Source organism: Marinobacter denitrificans (assembly GCF_008795955.1).
In the GTDB taxonomy this organism is placed as follows: domain Bacteria; phylum Pseudomonadota; class Gammaproteobacteria; order Pseudomonadales; family Oleiphilaceae; genus Marinobacter; species Marinobacter denitrificans.
In genome coordinates this window covers 200,802-215,640 of sequence record NZ_VMHN01000003.1, presented here as the reverse complement: position 1 = coordinate 215,640, position 14,839 = coordinate 200,802, and the positions used below count along the sequence as shown (strand labels likewise).

General features: G+C 58.2%; 13 protein-coding genes. 5 read left to right on the top strand and 8 right to left on the bottom strand.

Going from position 1 to position 14,839, the window contains the following annotated elements; translation table 11 throughout:
- Window positions 1-100 precede the first annotated feature (100 nt).
- From nadB to FO268_RS13105, 5 genes are all read left to right on the top strand, one after another.
- Window positions 101-1,705, top strand: a complete 1,605-nt coding sequence (nadB, locus tag FO268_RS13125) for an L-aspartate oxidase (RefSeq protein ID WP_191966960.1) — start codon at window positions 101-103, stop codon at window positions 1,703-1,705.
- A gap of 44 nt (window positions 1,706-1,749) precedes the next feature.
- Complete coding sequence (locus FO268_RS13120; RefSeq protein ID WP_150993711.1) at window positions 1,750-2,004, top strand: FAD assembly factor SdhE; 255 nt, start codon at window positions 1,750-1,752, stop codon at window positions 2,002-2,004.
- Window positions 1,988-2,488, top strand: a complete 501-nt coding sequence (locus tag FO268_RS13115) for a hypothetical protein (protein ID WP_150993710.1) — start codon at window positions 1,988-1,990, stop codon at window positions 2,486-2,488. The genes FO268_RS13120 and FO268_RS13115 overlap by 17 nt, the downstream gene beginning before the upstream one ends.
- A gap of 14 nt (window positions 2,489-2,502) precedes the next feature.
- A complete protein-coding gene (gene ygfZ, locus FO268_RS13110; protein ID WP_150993708.1) occupies window positions 2,503-3,498 on the top strand; it encodes a CAF17-like 4Fe-4S cluster assembly/insertion protein YgfZ in 996 nt (331 codons plus the stop codon).
- Window positions 3,499-3,615: 117 nt separating this feature from the next.
- A complete protein-coding gene (locus tag FO268_RS13105) occupies window positions 3,616-4,449 on the top strand; it encodes an HDOD domain-containing protein (protein ID WP_150993706.1) in 834 nt (277 codons plus the stop codon).
- 136 nt (window positions 4,450-4,585) lie between these two features.
- Here FO268_RS13105 and ung read toward each other — a convergent pair whose 3' ends face one another.
- The 8 genes from ung to xerD form a co-directional block, all read right to left on the bottom strand.
- Window positions 4,586-5,332 (bottom strand): uracil-DNA glycosylase, encoded by a 747-nt coding sequence (ung, locus tag FO268_RS13100; RefSeq protein ID WP_150993705.1) that lies wholly within the window; start codon window positions 5,330-5,332, stop codon window positions 4,586-4,588.
- A 3-nt stretch (window positions 5,333-5,335) separates the two neighbouring features.
- Entirely contained in the window at window positions 5,336-6,868 is a 1,533-nt protein-coding gene (gene lysS / locus FO268_RS13095; protein ID WP_150993703.1) for a lysine--tRNA ligase, read from the bottom strand.
- 51 nt (window positions 6,869-6,919) lie between these two features.
- Window positions 6,920-8,015, bottom strand: a protein-coding gene (gene prfB / locus FO268_RS13090) for a peptide chain release factor 2 (protein WP_150993701.1) whose coding sequence is annotated in 2 segments (ribosomal slippage) — window positions 6,920-7,942 and window positions 7,944-8,015 — 1,095 coding nt in all. Because the reading frame shifts where the segments join, the coding sequence is not laid out codon by codon here.
- 380 nt (window positions 8,016-8,395) lie between these two features.
- Window positions 8,396-10,129, bottom strand: a complete 1,734-nt coding sequence (recJ, locus tag FO268_RS13085; protein WP_150993700.1) for a single-stranded-DNA-specific exonuclease RecJ — start codon at window positions 10,127-10,129, stop codon at window positions 8,396-8,398.
- A gap of 5 nt (window positions 10,130-10,134) precedes the next feature.
- Window positions 10,135-11,538: a threonine synthase gene (gene thrC, locus FO268_RS13080; protein WP_150993699.1), complete on the bottom strand. Its 1,404-nt coding sequence runs from the start codon at window positions 11,536-11,538 to the stop codon at window positions 10,135-10,137.
- A 12-nt stretch (window positions 11,539-11,550) separates the two neighbouring features.
- The gene (locus tag FO268_RS13075) at window positions 11,551-12,852 is read right to left on the bottom strand and encodes a homoserine dehydrogenase (protein WP_150993698.1); all 1,302 of its coding nucleotides are present in this window, start codon (window positions 12,850-12,852) and stop codon (window positions 11,551-11,553) included.
- Window positions 12,853-12,965: 113 nt separating this feature from the next.
- Window positions 12,966-13,706, bottom strand: coding sequence for a thioredoxin fold domain-containing protein (locus FO268_RS13070; protein ID WP_150993697.1), 741 nt, complete (start codon window positions 13,704-13,706; stop codon window positions 12,966-12,968).
- A gap of 153 nt (window positions 13,707-13,859) precedes the next feature.
- Window positions 13,860-14,792 (bottom strand): site-specific tyrosine recombinase XerD, encoded by a 933-nt coding sequence (gene xerD, locus FO268_RS13065; protein ID WP_191966958.1) that lies wholly within the window; start codon window positions 14,790-14,792, stop codon window positions 13,860-13,862.
- Between the last annotated feature and the right edge of the window lie 47 nt (window positions 14,793-14,839).

The window sequence follows — 14,839 nt, the reverse complement described above, 5'->3', positions numbered from 1 at the left end:
GCACGCCCGATTCGTGGGTGCACCCCGTCAGGCCAAATAGACAGCAGGCACAAAGTTTAGTTCAATACACCTCCACATTATGGCCTGCGATAACGACCCGATGCCACAATCCTACGAATTCGATGTTCTGATAATCGGCAGCGGTGCAGCCGGACTGACCGCTGCCCTCAATTTGCCTGAACACTTGAAGATTGCCGTCGTCAGCAAGGGGGATATCAGCAGCGGTGCAACACTGTGGGCCCAGGGCGGGATTGCCGCGGTGCTGGATGATGATGACTCCCTGGAGAACCACATCAGTGACACCCTCAGCGCCGGGGGTGGACTCTGCCACGAAGACGCTGTCAGGTTCACCGTGGAGCATGGCCGCGAGAGCATTGACTGGCTGATTGACAGCGGTGTCACCTTCACCCGCGACGATGAGTCGCACTACCATCTGACCCGGGAAGGCGGGCACAGCCACCGGCGCATCATCCATGCTGCCGATGCCACGGGCCATGCGGTTTCTACCACACTGACATCACAGGCCCAGGCGCGCCCCAATATCTCACTGATGTCGCGCCGTGTGGCCGTGGACCTGATCACCAATCGCAAACTGTCGCTGCCGGGCAATGCCTGTGTGGGGGCCTATATCCTGAACCTGGAAGACAATCACGTTGAGCTTTTCCGGGCCCGTTTTACCATCATTGCCACTGGCGGGGCCAGCAAGGCCTATCGCTACACCACCAACCCCGATGGAGCCTCCGGAGATGGCATTGCCATGGCCTGGCGGGCGGGCTGCCGGGTGGGGAATATGGAGTTCAACCAGTTCCATCCTACCTGCCTGTACCATCCTCATGCCAAGTCATTCCTGATCACCGAAGCGGTGAGGGGCGAAGGAGGCGTGTTGCTGCTTCCCGATGGCACACGATTCATGGACCGGTTTGACGACCGGGGAGAACTGGCCCCCCGGGACATTGTCGCCCGCGCCATCGACCACGAGATGAAGCGACTGGGCGCCGATCATCTGTACCTGGACATCAGCCACAAGCCGCCCGAGTTTGTCACGCATCACTTCCCCACAATCTACGAAAAATGCCTGACGTTCGGAATCGATATCACCAGGGAGCCCATTCCGGTAGTCCCTGCGGCCCACTATACCTGTGGTGGCATCGTCAGTGACGAACGGGCACGTACCGACATCAACCAGCTTTATGTGGTTGGTGAGGCGGCGTTTACCGGACTGCACGGCGCCAACCGTATGGCCAGCAACTCCCTGCTGGAATGCCTGGTCTACGGCCGCGCCGCGGCCGCAGATATCACGCGGCGGGAAGCCAACATACCATCCCCACCAGAGGCTCCGGACTGGGACGAAAGCCAGGTAAGGGATTCCGATGAGGACGTGGTAATCTCCCACAACTGGGACGAACTCCGGCATTTCATGTGGGACTATGTTGGCATTGTACGAACCACCAAGCGTCTGCAGAGAGCCAAACACCGTATTGACTTGCTGGAGCGGGAAATTGGCGAGTTCTACAGCAATTACCGGGTGTCCAACGACCTGCTGGAATTGCGTAACCTGGTCACCGTTGCCGACCTGATCATCTGCTCGGCCCTGCAGCGCAGGGAAAGCCGGGGCCTGCACTACACGCTGGATTTCCCGGGACTGCTCCACGAAGCGAAGGATACCGTACTGGTTCCTACAACCTATAGACGATCCGCTCCCTGACCGGGGCGGTTCAAACTGATCCCACTGGGCAACTGAGAGAATTCATGTCTGATAACACCGACTTTAACCGCCTGTGGTGGCACAGCCGTCGCGGCATGCTTGAGCTGGATGTCTTGCTGATCCCGTTTCTGGAACAGGCCTACCGGGATCTGCCGGCAGAAGACCAGGCACGCTACGAAAAACTGATCACCTGCGAAGACAGCGATATGTTCGAGTGGTTCATGCAGCGCAGCCGCCCGGACGACCCAGACCTTCAACGCATCGTCGATATCATTCTGAACCGTGTCCAGCCGGATTGACCTGCGGATTTCACCATCGCATCCAGTGGCTTTTCTGTGCGCCCTGCCCTGGCTGTTGCTGACGGCCCTGGCGGTGCTTATGCTCAGCACTTATGGACCGGCCTGGCTGCTCCTGAGCCCGCTCCCCTTCGCCGGGGCCATTGTCCAGTATCGCCGCAGCGGCTTGCTGGCAGGTCCGAATGCCGTGACCGGTTTACGGGTGGAAAACCAGCGCCTCTACGCTCGCCTTGGCTCCGGTTTGGAAGTTCACGTGCTACCCTCTGGTGAAAGCCGGGTAAGCGCCCGGTTTGCTATCTTGAAACTGCGACGTACCGGCTCCATATCCACTACGTATCCTGTTGTCCTGGTTGCATTCACCCCGCGGCTCGGCAACACCTCCCCGGATGCCTTTCGCCAGTTACGGGTATGGCTTCGCCTGGGGTCGCCTGCCGATGCAGGGAAGACGGGTGGCCAGCAACCCTTAAATGTTCAGGAAACCCACTGATTCCGGAGCGTTCCATGTCAGATACCGAAAACCGGGCCAGCCATCCGCTGCCTCATCCGGCCCGCGTTACCATTTCCGACCGGGTTATCGTGCGGGTCACCGGTCCGGGAACCGACAAATTCCTGCAGGGACAATTCAGCCAGCAGATTGATGACGTCACCCAAAACCACTCGCCAAGGGCTTCCGCCTGCACTCCGAAAGGTCGCGCGTATTGCCTGACCCGGCTTGTCAGGGAAGGCGAAGATGTACTGATGGAGCTGCCTGTGGAACTTGCAGACGACACCATCAGCCATCTGCGGAAATACCTGATGCTGTTTCGTGGCACTTCAATGGAGAAAGAAGCCAACGCCGGGATAATCGGGCTGATGGGTGAGTCCTCGATAAAACAATTGCTGCCCGACGCTGCCGGCAAACTGGCGGCCCCAGGGGATGCATTGCCCGTGAACGGCGGCAGTCTGATACGAACAATGGACACCGCCGAAGGACTGGCCCGCTATGAGCTGTGGCACACCGGTGATCTGGATTCGTCGCTGCGCCAGTTACTGGATGATCTACCGGAAATAGCTCTGGCGGATTGGCATGCCTCGGAAATTGCTGCCGGCGTGGCGGCGCTGAGTCCGGCCACCAAAGAAGGTTTTGTTCCACAAATGCTGAACTGGCAGCATGTCGGAGGCATTCACTTCAAAAAGGGATGCTATACCGGGCAGGAGGTGATCGCCCGCATGCATTTTCTGGGGCAACTCAAAAAAAGCCTGTTTCGCTTTGCTATGGGCCAAAGCACGACTCCGCCAACTCCGGGAGAGGCTGTGATGGCCGGTGATGGGCCGGTGGGCACGGTGATCAGCTCGGTGAGTTTTGCCGATGGCACCGCCGAACTTCTTGCCGTGGTGCGCCATGATTCGGTGGATTTCATCCTCACACCGGAACACGCGCCAGAGGCCGCTCTTTCCCTGCTTCCACTGCCCTATTCCGTTTCCGAACGTGAACAAACAGGTACGTCTGATACATAAGTTGACAGGACGAATCCGGAAAATTTGCTATAAAGTACTTCATATAGCTGCAAATTTTGGCCTTTCCGGATTCTTCTGCCGGCCAGGTAACATTCAACAGGCGGACCATCGTTGACCATGTCGAATATTGTCGAAACCATTAAAACCGATCTGACCGATGCCATTGAAAACGACAAGCTTGTACTTCCGACGCTTCCGGAAGTGGCGTTGCAGGTCCGGGAAATCGCTGAAAATGAAGACTCCGCGATTCTTGACCTGGTGAAGTGCATCAGTAACGACACGGCGCTTTCAGCCCGCATCATACGTGTTTGCAACAGTCCGTTATTCCGTGGCAGCCGCGCGATTGAAAACCTGAACATGGCTGTGAGCCGCCTTGGCATGGCCTACACCAGTAATCTCGCCATGGGTCTGGCGATGGAGCAGATGTTCCAGGCTACGTCCGACATGATCGACAAGCGTCTGCGTGCCACCTGGCAGAAGAGCACCGAAGTGGCGGGTGTGTGCCATGTGCTGGCGCAGCATTACACCAAGCTGAAGCCGGATCAGGCCACGCTGGCAGGGCTGGTGCATCTGATCGGGGTGTTGCCGATTTTGCGCTACGTAGAGGACCGCGACATCCAGATCAGCGGTATCATGCTCGACAATGTGATAGAGGAGATTCATCCACGCATCGGCGCCACCATTTTGCAGAAGTGGGATTTTCCGAAGGAGTTGCAGAATGTGCCTCTGGAGTACGCAAATCTGCACCGTGAGGTACCGGCTGCGGATTATGCGGATCTGGTTTTGATTGCCAATCTGCAGTTGATTGCGGGTACGGATCACCCCTGGACGGAGGTGGACTGGAAGACGATTTCGGCGTTTGATCGTCTGGGGTTGGATCCGGAAGTGGATATGAGTGAGGAAGAGGATCTGAATGCGCAGATGGAAGCTGCGATGGCGCTTCTGAAATAGTCGGGGGCTGGCCGGAGGTGGGGGTATTTTTCTTCGGGAAAAGAACTCGCTTCGCTCAGACACCTTTTCCTGTCAGAGAAAATACCCCCGCCTCCGGCCGATGAGACTTTGTTGCGGGCCGCCCTTTGAAGTCTCTTTACGAGCTGGACTGGCTTTTCCCGTATTGTTCCAGTAACTCTGACTTGCTTGGCAAAGACCAATCGACGGTGGGTAGCCCGTTTTGCTTTAACCACTCGTTGGCCCGGGAAAAGTGCTTGCATCCGAAGAAGCCGCGGTAGGCGCTTAACGGGGACGGGTGTGGACCATCCAGTACCAGGTGCTTGCTGCGGTCGATGTGTTGGCCTTTCTTTTTTGCGTAACTTCCCCAGAGTAGAAACACCACACCCTGCCGTTCCCGGTTGATGGTTTCTATAACCCTGTCTGTGAAGGTTTCCCAGCCTTTGCCCTGGTGGGCGCCGGCCTGGTTCTGGACGACGGTGAGTACGCTGTTAAGCAGTAGTACGCCTCGCTCGGCCCAGGGTTGCAGGCAGCCGTGGTCCGGGGGCTGGATGCCTATATCTTCCTGGATTTCTTTGAAGATGTTGACCAGAGACGGTGGCGTGGCCACATGGGGGCGTACGGAGAAGCAGAGGCCGTGGGCCTGGCCGGGACCGTGGTAGGGGTCCTGGCCGAGGATCACTACGCGCACTTTTTCCAGTGGTGTACTGTTCAGGGCGTTGAAGCAGAGGTGGCTGGCGGGGAACAGGGTTTTACCTGCCTCTTCCTCCGCCGCCAGAAAATCAGCCAACTGGTGCATGTACGGCTGGCTGAATTCGTTGCCGAGGTGCTCAGACCAGCCCCGGCCGGGCTTCAGCTGGTGGGCCAGCACCTCAACCGGCTGCATGGGTCAGCCCTCGTCTCTCTTGGTTTCGGCTTTATGTTCCGGACGCATGGCGGGGAACAGGATGACATCGCGAATGGACGCGGAGTTGGTCAGCAACATGGCCAGGCGGTCGATGCCGATGCCCTCGCCAGCCGTAGGCGGCAGGCCGTATTCCAACGCCATGATGTAGTCGTCGTCGTAGAACATGGCTTCATCATCGCCGGCGTCTTTTTCGGCTACCTGGTCCTGGAAACGTTCGGCCTGGTCTTCAGCGTCGTTAAGCTCGGAGAAGCCGTTGGCAATTTCGCGGCCGCCCACGAAGAATTCGAATCGCTCGGTGACGAACGGATCGTTGTCCTTGCTCCGGGCCAGCGGGGACACTTCCTTTGGATAATCCGTTATGAAGGTCGGCTGCATCAAGCGGTGCTCGGCGGTTGCCTCGAATATCTCGATCTGCACCTTGCCCAGCCCCCAGCCGTTCTTGATATGGATACCGAGGTCCTTGGCGATCCTGCGGGCACCGGCCTCATCAGCCAGTTCCGCGGCCTTGATGTCGGGATTATGCCGCAGGATGGCGTCCACTACGGTCAGACGCTCGAACGGCTTGCCGAAATCATACTCGATGATTTCTTCTTCGCCATCGGCCAGGGTTCGGGTGTTCACCACCGTGGTGGTTCCCAGCACCTTCTGGGTGATGGTGCGCAGCATGTCTTCGGTCAGGTCCATCAGGTCGTTGTGATCCGCATAGGCCTGGTAGAACTCCACCATGGTGAATTCCGGGTTATGGCGGGTGGACAGCCCCTCATTGCGGAAATTGCGGTTGATCTCGAATACCCGCTCAAAACCGCCCACCACCAGGCGCTTGAGGAAAAGCTCCGGGGCGATACGCAGATACATGTCGATACCGAGGGCGTTGTGATGGGTCACGAACGGGCGCGCGGTGGCACCGCCCGGGATCACCTGCAGCATCGGGGTTTCCACTTCCATGAAGTCCCGCTCGGTGAAGTACTGGCGCATGACACTGATGATCTTCGAGCGTGCGTAGAACACCCGGCGGCTGTCTTCATTCACCATCAGGTCGACGTAACGGTGGCGATAACGGGACTCGGTGTCGGTCAGGCCCTTGTGTTTCTCCGGCAGCGGCCGCAATGACTTGGTGAGCAGAGTGTACTCGTCCATGCTCACATACAGGTCGCCCTTTCCGGATTTGCACAGAACGCCACGCACACCCACGATGTCGCCCAGATCCCAGTGCTTGGTGTCTTTCTGGACATCCTTGGAGGCATAGATCTGGATGCGGCCGGTCATGTCCTGAACCACCTTGAACGCCTTGCGGTCGAGCATCATGCGGCCGGCAATCGCCACCACGATACCCATTTCCGCCAGTTCTTCCTTGGTCTTGTCGCCGTATTTGGCCTGAAGCTCTGCGGCGGTAGCGTCGCGGCGGAAGTTGTTGGGGAAAGCGTTGCCCTGCTCGCGCATCTCGGCCAGCTTGGCGCGGCGCTCGGCAATCAGCTTGTTGTCCTCTGGCTGTGCATTCTGGGTGTGGTCAGTCATGTTGGCTCACAAAAATGGGGAATTGTCCGGGTTAGCATGGGATGGCGCTGATTACAGCGCCATCTTCAGGCTGGCTTCAATAAACTTGTCGATATCACCATCCAGCACCGCCTGGGTATTGCTGGTTTCCACCTTGGTGCGCAAGTCCTTGATACGGCTGTCGTCCAGCACGTAGGAGCGAATCTGGCTGCCCCAGCCAATATCCGCCTTGGCGTCTTCCGCCTTCTGCTTCTCGGCGTTACGCATCTGCATCTCGCGCTCAAACAGCTTGGCCTTCAGCTGTTTCATGGCCTGATCTTTGTTCTGGTGCTGGCTTCGGCCAGCCTGACAGGCCACGACGATACCGGTGGGGTTGTGGGTCAGGCGCACTGCGGACTCAGTCCGGTTAACGTGCTGACCACCGGCGCCGGAGGCGCGGTAAACATCCACCCGCAGATCTGCAGGGTTGATCTCGATTTCAAAACTGTCGTCCACTTCCGGTGATACAAACACCGAAGAGAACGAGGTATGTCGGCGGTTGCCGGAGTCGAACGGCGATTTACGCACCAGACGGTGCACACCGGTTTCCGTACGCAGCCAGCCAAAGGCGTAGTCACCCTGGATATGAACGGTGGCACTCTTGATGCCCGCCACGTCACCTTCCTGCAACTCGACAATCTCCGCCTTGAACCCACGGCGCTCGGCCCAACGCAGGTACATGCGCAACAGCATATTGCCCCAGTCCTGAGCCTCGGTTCCGCCGGAGCCGGCCTGAATGTCCAGATACGCGTTATTGGCATCCATCTCGCCGGAGAACATACGGCGGAACTCGAGCTTCTCAAGCTCTTTGTCGAGGCTTTCCAGGTCAGCTTCAATCTCGGCAACCGTACCCTCGTCCTCTTCCTCGGCAGCGATATCCAACAGGCCCTCGGCGTCTTCGAGGCCGGAGGTGAGGTTGTCGATGGTGCGGACAATCAGCTCAAGATCAGAACGCTCTTTGCCGAGCGCCTGGGCCCGGTCAGGATCTTCCCACACCGAGGGCACTTCCAGCTCGCGCTCGACTTCGGTCAGTCTCTCACTACGCTGATCGTAGTCAAAGATACCCCCTGAGCGCTTCAGTGCGCTCACGAAGGTCTTTTATCTTCGTAACAATGGGATTGATTTCCATGAAATCCTTACTCGCTATCAGAAAATGGATGCGATCAAAATCAGACGCGAGATTCTACCGGAAATCTGTTTTTAAATCAGCCGGTGGTAACCGCGACTTCGGTGAAAGCGCCAGGCAGGGCCGTTGTTCCGGGAGACGCTGTGAATACGTCCATGTACGCTTGACGAAAACATCCATGTTTTCGACACTCCCGGAACAACGGCCCTGCCTGGCGCCCAGAATTGGGAGTCACCACCAAAACGGCATCCCGCCGGTGCTATCTCTCAGGCTTGATCGGGCCTGGGGTGGGGTATTTTTTCTGCCAGAAAAAGGTGTCTGAGCGAAGCGAGTTCTTTTTCCAAAGAAAAAATACCCCCTCCCAGGCCCAGCCCACCAAACACTCAGGCCAAAGGCTCCAGATAATCCACAAGAAGCTGCAGATTAGTACGCCCACGAAAGGTATTGGCGTCAGGCTTGTACACCACCCGAGCCCCGGTCCGGGTGTAGTCGGGCACTTCAGGCCCGGTATTGAAGGCGATGCCGTCGATAATCGCGCCGCCCTCTTCCAACTGGAGCACCAGCTTCAGATGATTTTCACCGACAATGCGCTGGCTGACCACGCGGAAGTTGCCGTCAAACAGCGGCTCCGGGAAGTGCTGGCCCCAGGGGCCGGCCCGTTTCAGCAAGGTGGCGGTTTCAAGGTGCAGCTCATCTGGACTCAGGGGGCCGTCGGTGGTGATGGCGGCCTCCAGATCTTCCGCTCGGAGGGTATCGCGCACCGCCCTGTCAAAAGCCTCGCTGAAGGCATCCAGGTCGCGGCGAGAGAGAGTCATGCCGGCAGCCATGGCATGCCCCCCGTATTTCTTCATCATACCCGGATGACGGGCATCAACCACCGCAAGCACATCGCGGATATGCAGGCCGGGAATGGAGCGTGCGGAGCCTTTGATATCCTCGCCGTTATCGTCCGGCGCAAAGGCAATGGTCGGGCGATGGGTCTGCTCACGGATGCGGGCAGCCAGTATGCCGATCACGCCCTGGTGCCAGTCAGTGTCGAACAGGGCCAGCCCCCAGGGCAAACCTTCAATATCCAGCGACATGGAAGCCAGCAGGTCCTGGGCCTGGGTTTTCATGTCTTTTTCAATGGTGCGCCGTTCACGATTGAAAGTGTCCAACTCCCGGGCCAGGCGCTGGGCCTCGTCGCGGCTATCCGCCAGCAGGCAGGCAATGCCAACGCTCATGTCATCAAGACGGCCGGCTGCGTTAAGCCTCGGGCCGACCACAAACCCAAGGTCGGTTGAGCTGATTTCGCTGTGGTCGCGGCCAGCCACTTCCAGCAACGCCAGGATACCCGGGCGGGCTTCGCCCTGTCGGATTCGGCGCAGGCCCTGTTCGACGAAGATGCGGTTATTGTGGTCCAGCGGTACAACGTCCGCCACGGTGCCCAAGGCCACCAGATCCAGCAGGTTACCAAGATTGGGCTGAGGATCCGGCAGCAACCCCTGTTCCCGCAGATGCTTGCGCAAAGCGGTCAGCACATAGAACATGACACCCACCCCCGCTGCGTTCTTACTCAGGAATGGGCAACCGGGCTGGTTGGGATTCACGATGGCATCAGCGTCTGGCAGGATTTCGCCAGCCAGGTGGTGATCGGTCACGACCACTTTTATGCCAAGTTCCCGTGCGGCGCGAACGCCTTCGACCGCGGAAATGCCGTTGTCCACGGTGATCAGCAGGTCCGGCAGGGAGCCGTCTTCCTGTAAACGGTGAATAATGCCGGGCGTCAGGCCATAACCATCGGAAAAACGGCTGGGCACTCGGAAGTCGATGTCGTTCAATCCCAGCATGCCCAGGCCCAGCATGGCCACTGCAGTGCTGGTGGCTCCATCAGCGTCGAAATCGCCCAGAACCAGCACCCGCTGCTGGCTGGTAATCGCCTCGCTCAGCAGAGCGACAGCACGGTCGATCCCCCGAAGCTCCATGGGTGAGGCCAGGTGTTTCAAGGTATAACTGAGCTGCTCATCAGAGGTGACGCCACGGGCGGCGTAGAGACGGCGAAGCAAAGGAGGCAGGTTCTGGCCCCAGCCCGGGGTGATTTCCGGACCAGGGCGACGCAGGATTTTTTTTGGTGTCATACCAATCAGGTATTCTTCCAGTGTTTGGCAATAAAGGCCTGCACGGCTGGCAGGTCATTATCCAGTACGGTGTATTTCTCTTCCCGCTCGAACAGATCCGCCATATGCAACGGCAACGAGGGCTCCGCCTTCACTCCGGAGCGCAACACGGCATCCGGGAATTTGGCCGGGTGGGCTGTGCCCAGGGTAATCATGGGAACGGCCGGGTCGCGACGACAGTTGCGGGCGGCGCGCACACCAATGGCGGTATGCGGATCCAGCAGATATTCATTCTGTTCAAAGATTTCACGGATGGTATCCGTTGTACCCTCGTCCCCCACTGCATCACTATCAAATAGTTTGCGGGCATGCTTCCAGCGGTAATCTTCAATACTGACCGGCCCTTTTGAGGCATTCTCCAGCAGATCTTTCACCGCAGCGCCGTCACGCCCGTGGAGATCAAACAGCAGGCGCTCGAAGTTGCTGGACACCATGATGTCCATGCTCGGCGACAGGGTATGCTCCAGCTTCAGCTGCTCGTACCGGTTGCCACTCATGAAGCGATGCAGGATGTCGTTACGGTTGGTGGCGATGACCAACTGGGAGATGGGCAGGCCCATTTTCTTGGCCAGGTAGCCGGCAAAGATATCGCCAAAGTTACCGGTTGGCACCGAAAAGGCCATGCTGCGGTCGGGACCGCCAAGGGCCAGGGAGGCATGAAAGTAGTAGACGATCTGGGCCATGATGCGGGCCCAGTTGATGGAGTTCACCGCCGCAAGCTGGGTTTTTCCGCCCAGGAAAGACTGGTCACCAAAGCTTGCCTTCACCATGCGCTGGCAGTCATCGAAATTGCCACGCACAGCAATGTTGTGAATGTTGTCACCCTTCACCGTCGTCATCTGGCGACGCTGCACCTCGGAAACTCGCTCATGGGGATGCAGAATGAATATGTCCACATGTTTGCAGCGCCGGCAACCTTCAATGGCGGCAGAACCGGTATCGCCCGACGTCGCCCCCATGATCACCACGTGTTGCTGGCGCTTTTCCAGTACGTAATCCAGCAGCCGCCCCAGCAGCTGAAGCGCGAAATCCTTGAACGCCAGCGTGGGGCCGCGAAACAGCTCCATGACCCATTCATTGGAGTCCAGCTGAACCAGTGGTGCGACCGCCTTGTGGGTAAATACGTCGCCGTAGGTCTCCTCCAGCATCCTGCGGAAATCCTCCGCTGGAATGGCATCGTCCACAAACGGATGCATTACCTTGAAGGCCAGCTCGCTGTAGGAGAGCCCACGCCAGCTTCGGATTTCCTCAAGGCTGAAATGGGGGAGGGATTCCGGGACATAAAGGCCACCGTCGGTGGCCAGGCCTGTCAGCAGGACATCTTCAAAGCCCAGGGCGGGAGCTTCGCCCCGTGTACTGATGTATCTCACCTTGCATTCCTGTCAGTTAAAGTTTTCGGCACGGATGCGAACGACTTTTCCGTCGATGTCGCTGAGGGCTTCCAGTTCTTCGATGGCGCGGTTGATCTGGCGTTCCTGAACCGTGTGGGTCAGGATAATCACCGGAATACGGCCATCCTTGAGCTCTGACTCTTTCTGCATGATGGACTCGATATTGATACCGTGCTCACTCAGGATCGACGCCACTTTCGCCAGCACACCGGGGCGATCCAGTGCCTGGATACGCAGGTAGTAGGCAGACTGGACATCCTCCATGGGCAATACCGGAAGATCTTCCATCGCCGATGGTTCAAAGCCGAGATATGGCACGCGCTGGTTGCTTTCAGCAGCAACAGAGCGGGCGGCATCGATGATGTCAGCAATCACCGCTGAGGCTGTCGCTTCGTCGCCCGCCCCAGGGCCGTAATACATGGTCTGGCCAACAGCATCGCCATCCACCAGTACGGCATTGAGTACACCGTCAACCTGGGCAATCAGATGGCTGCGGGGTACCAGCGTGGGGTGAACACGCAGCTCAATGCCCTCATCGCGACGCCGGGCAATGCCCAGATGCTTGATGCGGTAACCCAGAACCTCGGCATGGGCAATGTCGTACGGGGTAATCTCGGAAATCCCCTCCGTATAGGCCTTCTCGAACTGAAGCGGTACACCGAAACCGGCTGAGGCGAGGATGGTGAGCTTGTGGGCAGCGTCAATCCCTTCCACATCAAAGGTGGGATCGGCCTCGGCATAACCCAGATCCTGAGCCTCTTTGAGCACCTCGGCGAATTCACGACCGGCACGCATTTCCGTGAGGATATAGTTGCCGGTACCGTTGATGATGCCGGCAATCCAGTCAACACGGTTGGCCGCCATGCCTTCACGGACCGCCTTGATAACAGGAATGCCGCCCGCGACCCCCGCTTCATAGGAAACGATCACGTTCTTCTTCGCCGCCGCTTCAAAGATCTCGTTACCGTGAACCGCAATCAGGGCCTTGTTGGCTGTCACTACGTGCTTGCCATTCTTGATCGCTGCCAGCACCAGCTCCCGCGCAGTCTCGTAGCCACCAATCAGTTCCACAACAATATCCACGGACGGGTCATTCACCACGTCGAATACGTCGGTACTGAACGGGATATCACCCAGATCAATATCACTGCGGGGTGTGCGTGTTGCCACCCTGGCAATGCGGATATTGAAACCTGTCCTGCCCGTGATCAGGCTGGCGTTGCGGGTCAGTACGTTGAACGTACCACCACCGACTGTTCCCAGTCCGCAGATTCCGACATTGACGTCTTTCAAGCTTTCACCTCTGTTCCCGATGGGTTGCTGTGGGGAGCGACAGTATAACGGTTAACGTGCTCTCGAATAAGCCCTTGCCAATGCAACCGGCTGAGCCTCAGTCAGGTAGACTATCAGAGCAGCCCGAGGCCTTCAGCCAGTTTTTGGGCCGGCACGTAACCACGCACCATATTACCGTCTTCCAGTACAATTGCCGGGGTGCCTGTCACTCCAACGCGACCGCCCAGCTGGAACTGGTCGCTGACGGGATTTTCACAGCTCTGCTCGTCCACGCTGCGCCCCTGCTTGGCGGCATCCATGGCTGCCTGCTGGTCATCAGAACACCAGACGGAAACGTATTTGCGGAATGAGGGGGTATTGGGCCCGGAACGCGGGAACGCGTAGTAGTTAACGGTAATGCCCATCTCATTAAGCTGTGGCACTTCGTCATGCATCTTGCGGCAGTATGGGCAATCGATATCGGTGAAAACAGCAATTGAAGCCTTCTGCTCACCCTTGGCGGCATAGCTGATCACCCCCTTCCCGCCAAAGTCGTCCATGGTGCGGGCACGTTGCGACGCCCTCCCCTGCTCCGAGACGTTGGCAATACCGCTATCGGTAATTTTCAGGAGGTCGCCGGTAAGAATGTACTGACCATCCGCGGTGGTAAAGATGGTATCGCCGTTATTACTGTACACCTCGTACAGGCCCTCGGCTTCGGATTTGCGCACTTCGGAGATTTTCAGGCCAGGAACTGCGGCTGACAGTTTTTTGGTAATATTGTCCTCGACTTCACCCGCATGAAGTGCCGCCACTCCTCCGAGGGTAGAGGCGACAATCAGCAGGCAGAATTTGAACAGGCTCTTGATCAACATATTGGCTTCCAGATTAAAGGGCTCACAGGGAGTTCCGGCATCAGGGCAGCGAGGCTGACGCCGCGCCCTATCGTAATGGCGACAATTGCGACACCGACCGCCGTAAAAAGTTCAGTGTACCAAGGCGCAGCACCACAGCAACCAGGCATCAACCTAACCACGTGGATGGTGGGACTGGTGCAGCGACTGCAATCGCTGCCGCGCCACATGGGTGTAGATCTGTGTGGTGGACAGGTCTGAATGGCCCAGCAGCATCTGAACCACTCGCAGGTCTGCGCCATTATTCAGCAAGTGGGTGGCGAAAGCATGCCGCAGAGTGTGGGGGGACAGATGCTTGTGAACCCCCGCCCGAACGGCGTAGTGTTTTATTCGATGCCAGAACGTCTGTCGTGTCATCGCAGCGGGGCGGTTTCCAGGAAACAACGCATCGCAGGACCGCCCCCTGAGAAGCTCACCCCGAGCTTCCTTCATGTAACGCACCAGCCAGTCAATGGCCTCCTCTCCGAGAGGCACCAGCCGCTCCTTGTTTCCCTTGCCAACAATCCGGACCACGCCCTGGCGAAGATTCACCTCATCAACGGTCAACTCCACCAGCTCCGACACCCGCAAACCGCAGCCATACAGTATTTCCATCATGGCCTTGTCGCGCAGCTCAATGGGAACCTCCGGGTCAGGTTCCGACAGCAGGTTGTCCACATCTTCCTCCGACAACGAATCCGGAAGGCGACGCGGGAGCCTGGGACTATCGATACGTAGCGTCGGATCTTCGGAAATCACCCCTTCCCGCAGAAGGTAGCGATAGAAACGCCGCAGCCCGGACAGGCGGCGGGCAGCGGTTGACGTCTTGAAGCCATCGGCCAAACCCCGGGAAATCCAGGCCAGCAAATCGGTACGGCGCACGTCTGTGAGCAATGGCTTTCCCGGCTGTTCCTGCAGCCAGGCCGCCAACCGCTCAAGGTCGCTGCGGTACGCCTGGCGGGTTTTCTCACCCAAGCCATCTTCAAGCCAGACGGCATCCGTGAAGCGCGAAATAATCGCTTCGTCGGGGGGCCGCACTTCGGCTTTGGATGTGGTGTTCGGGCTCATGGCAACTTACTCGAAACGAACCGCGTCAAGCAGTTACGGAGGTCAGA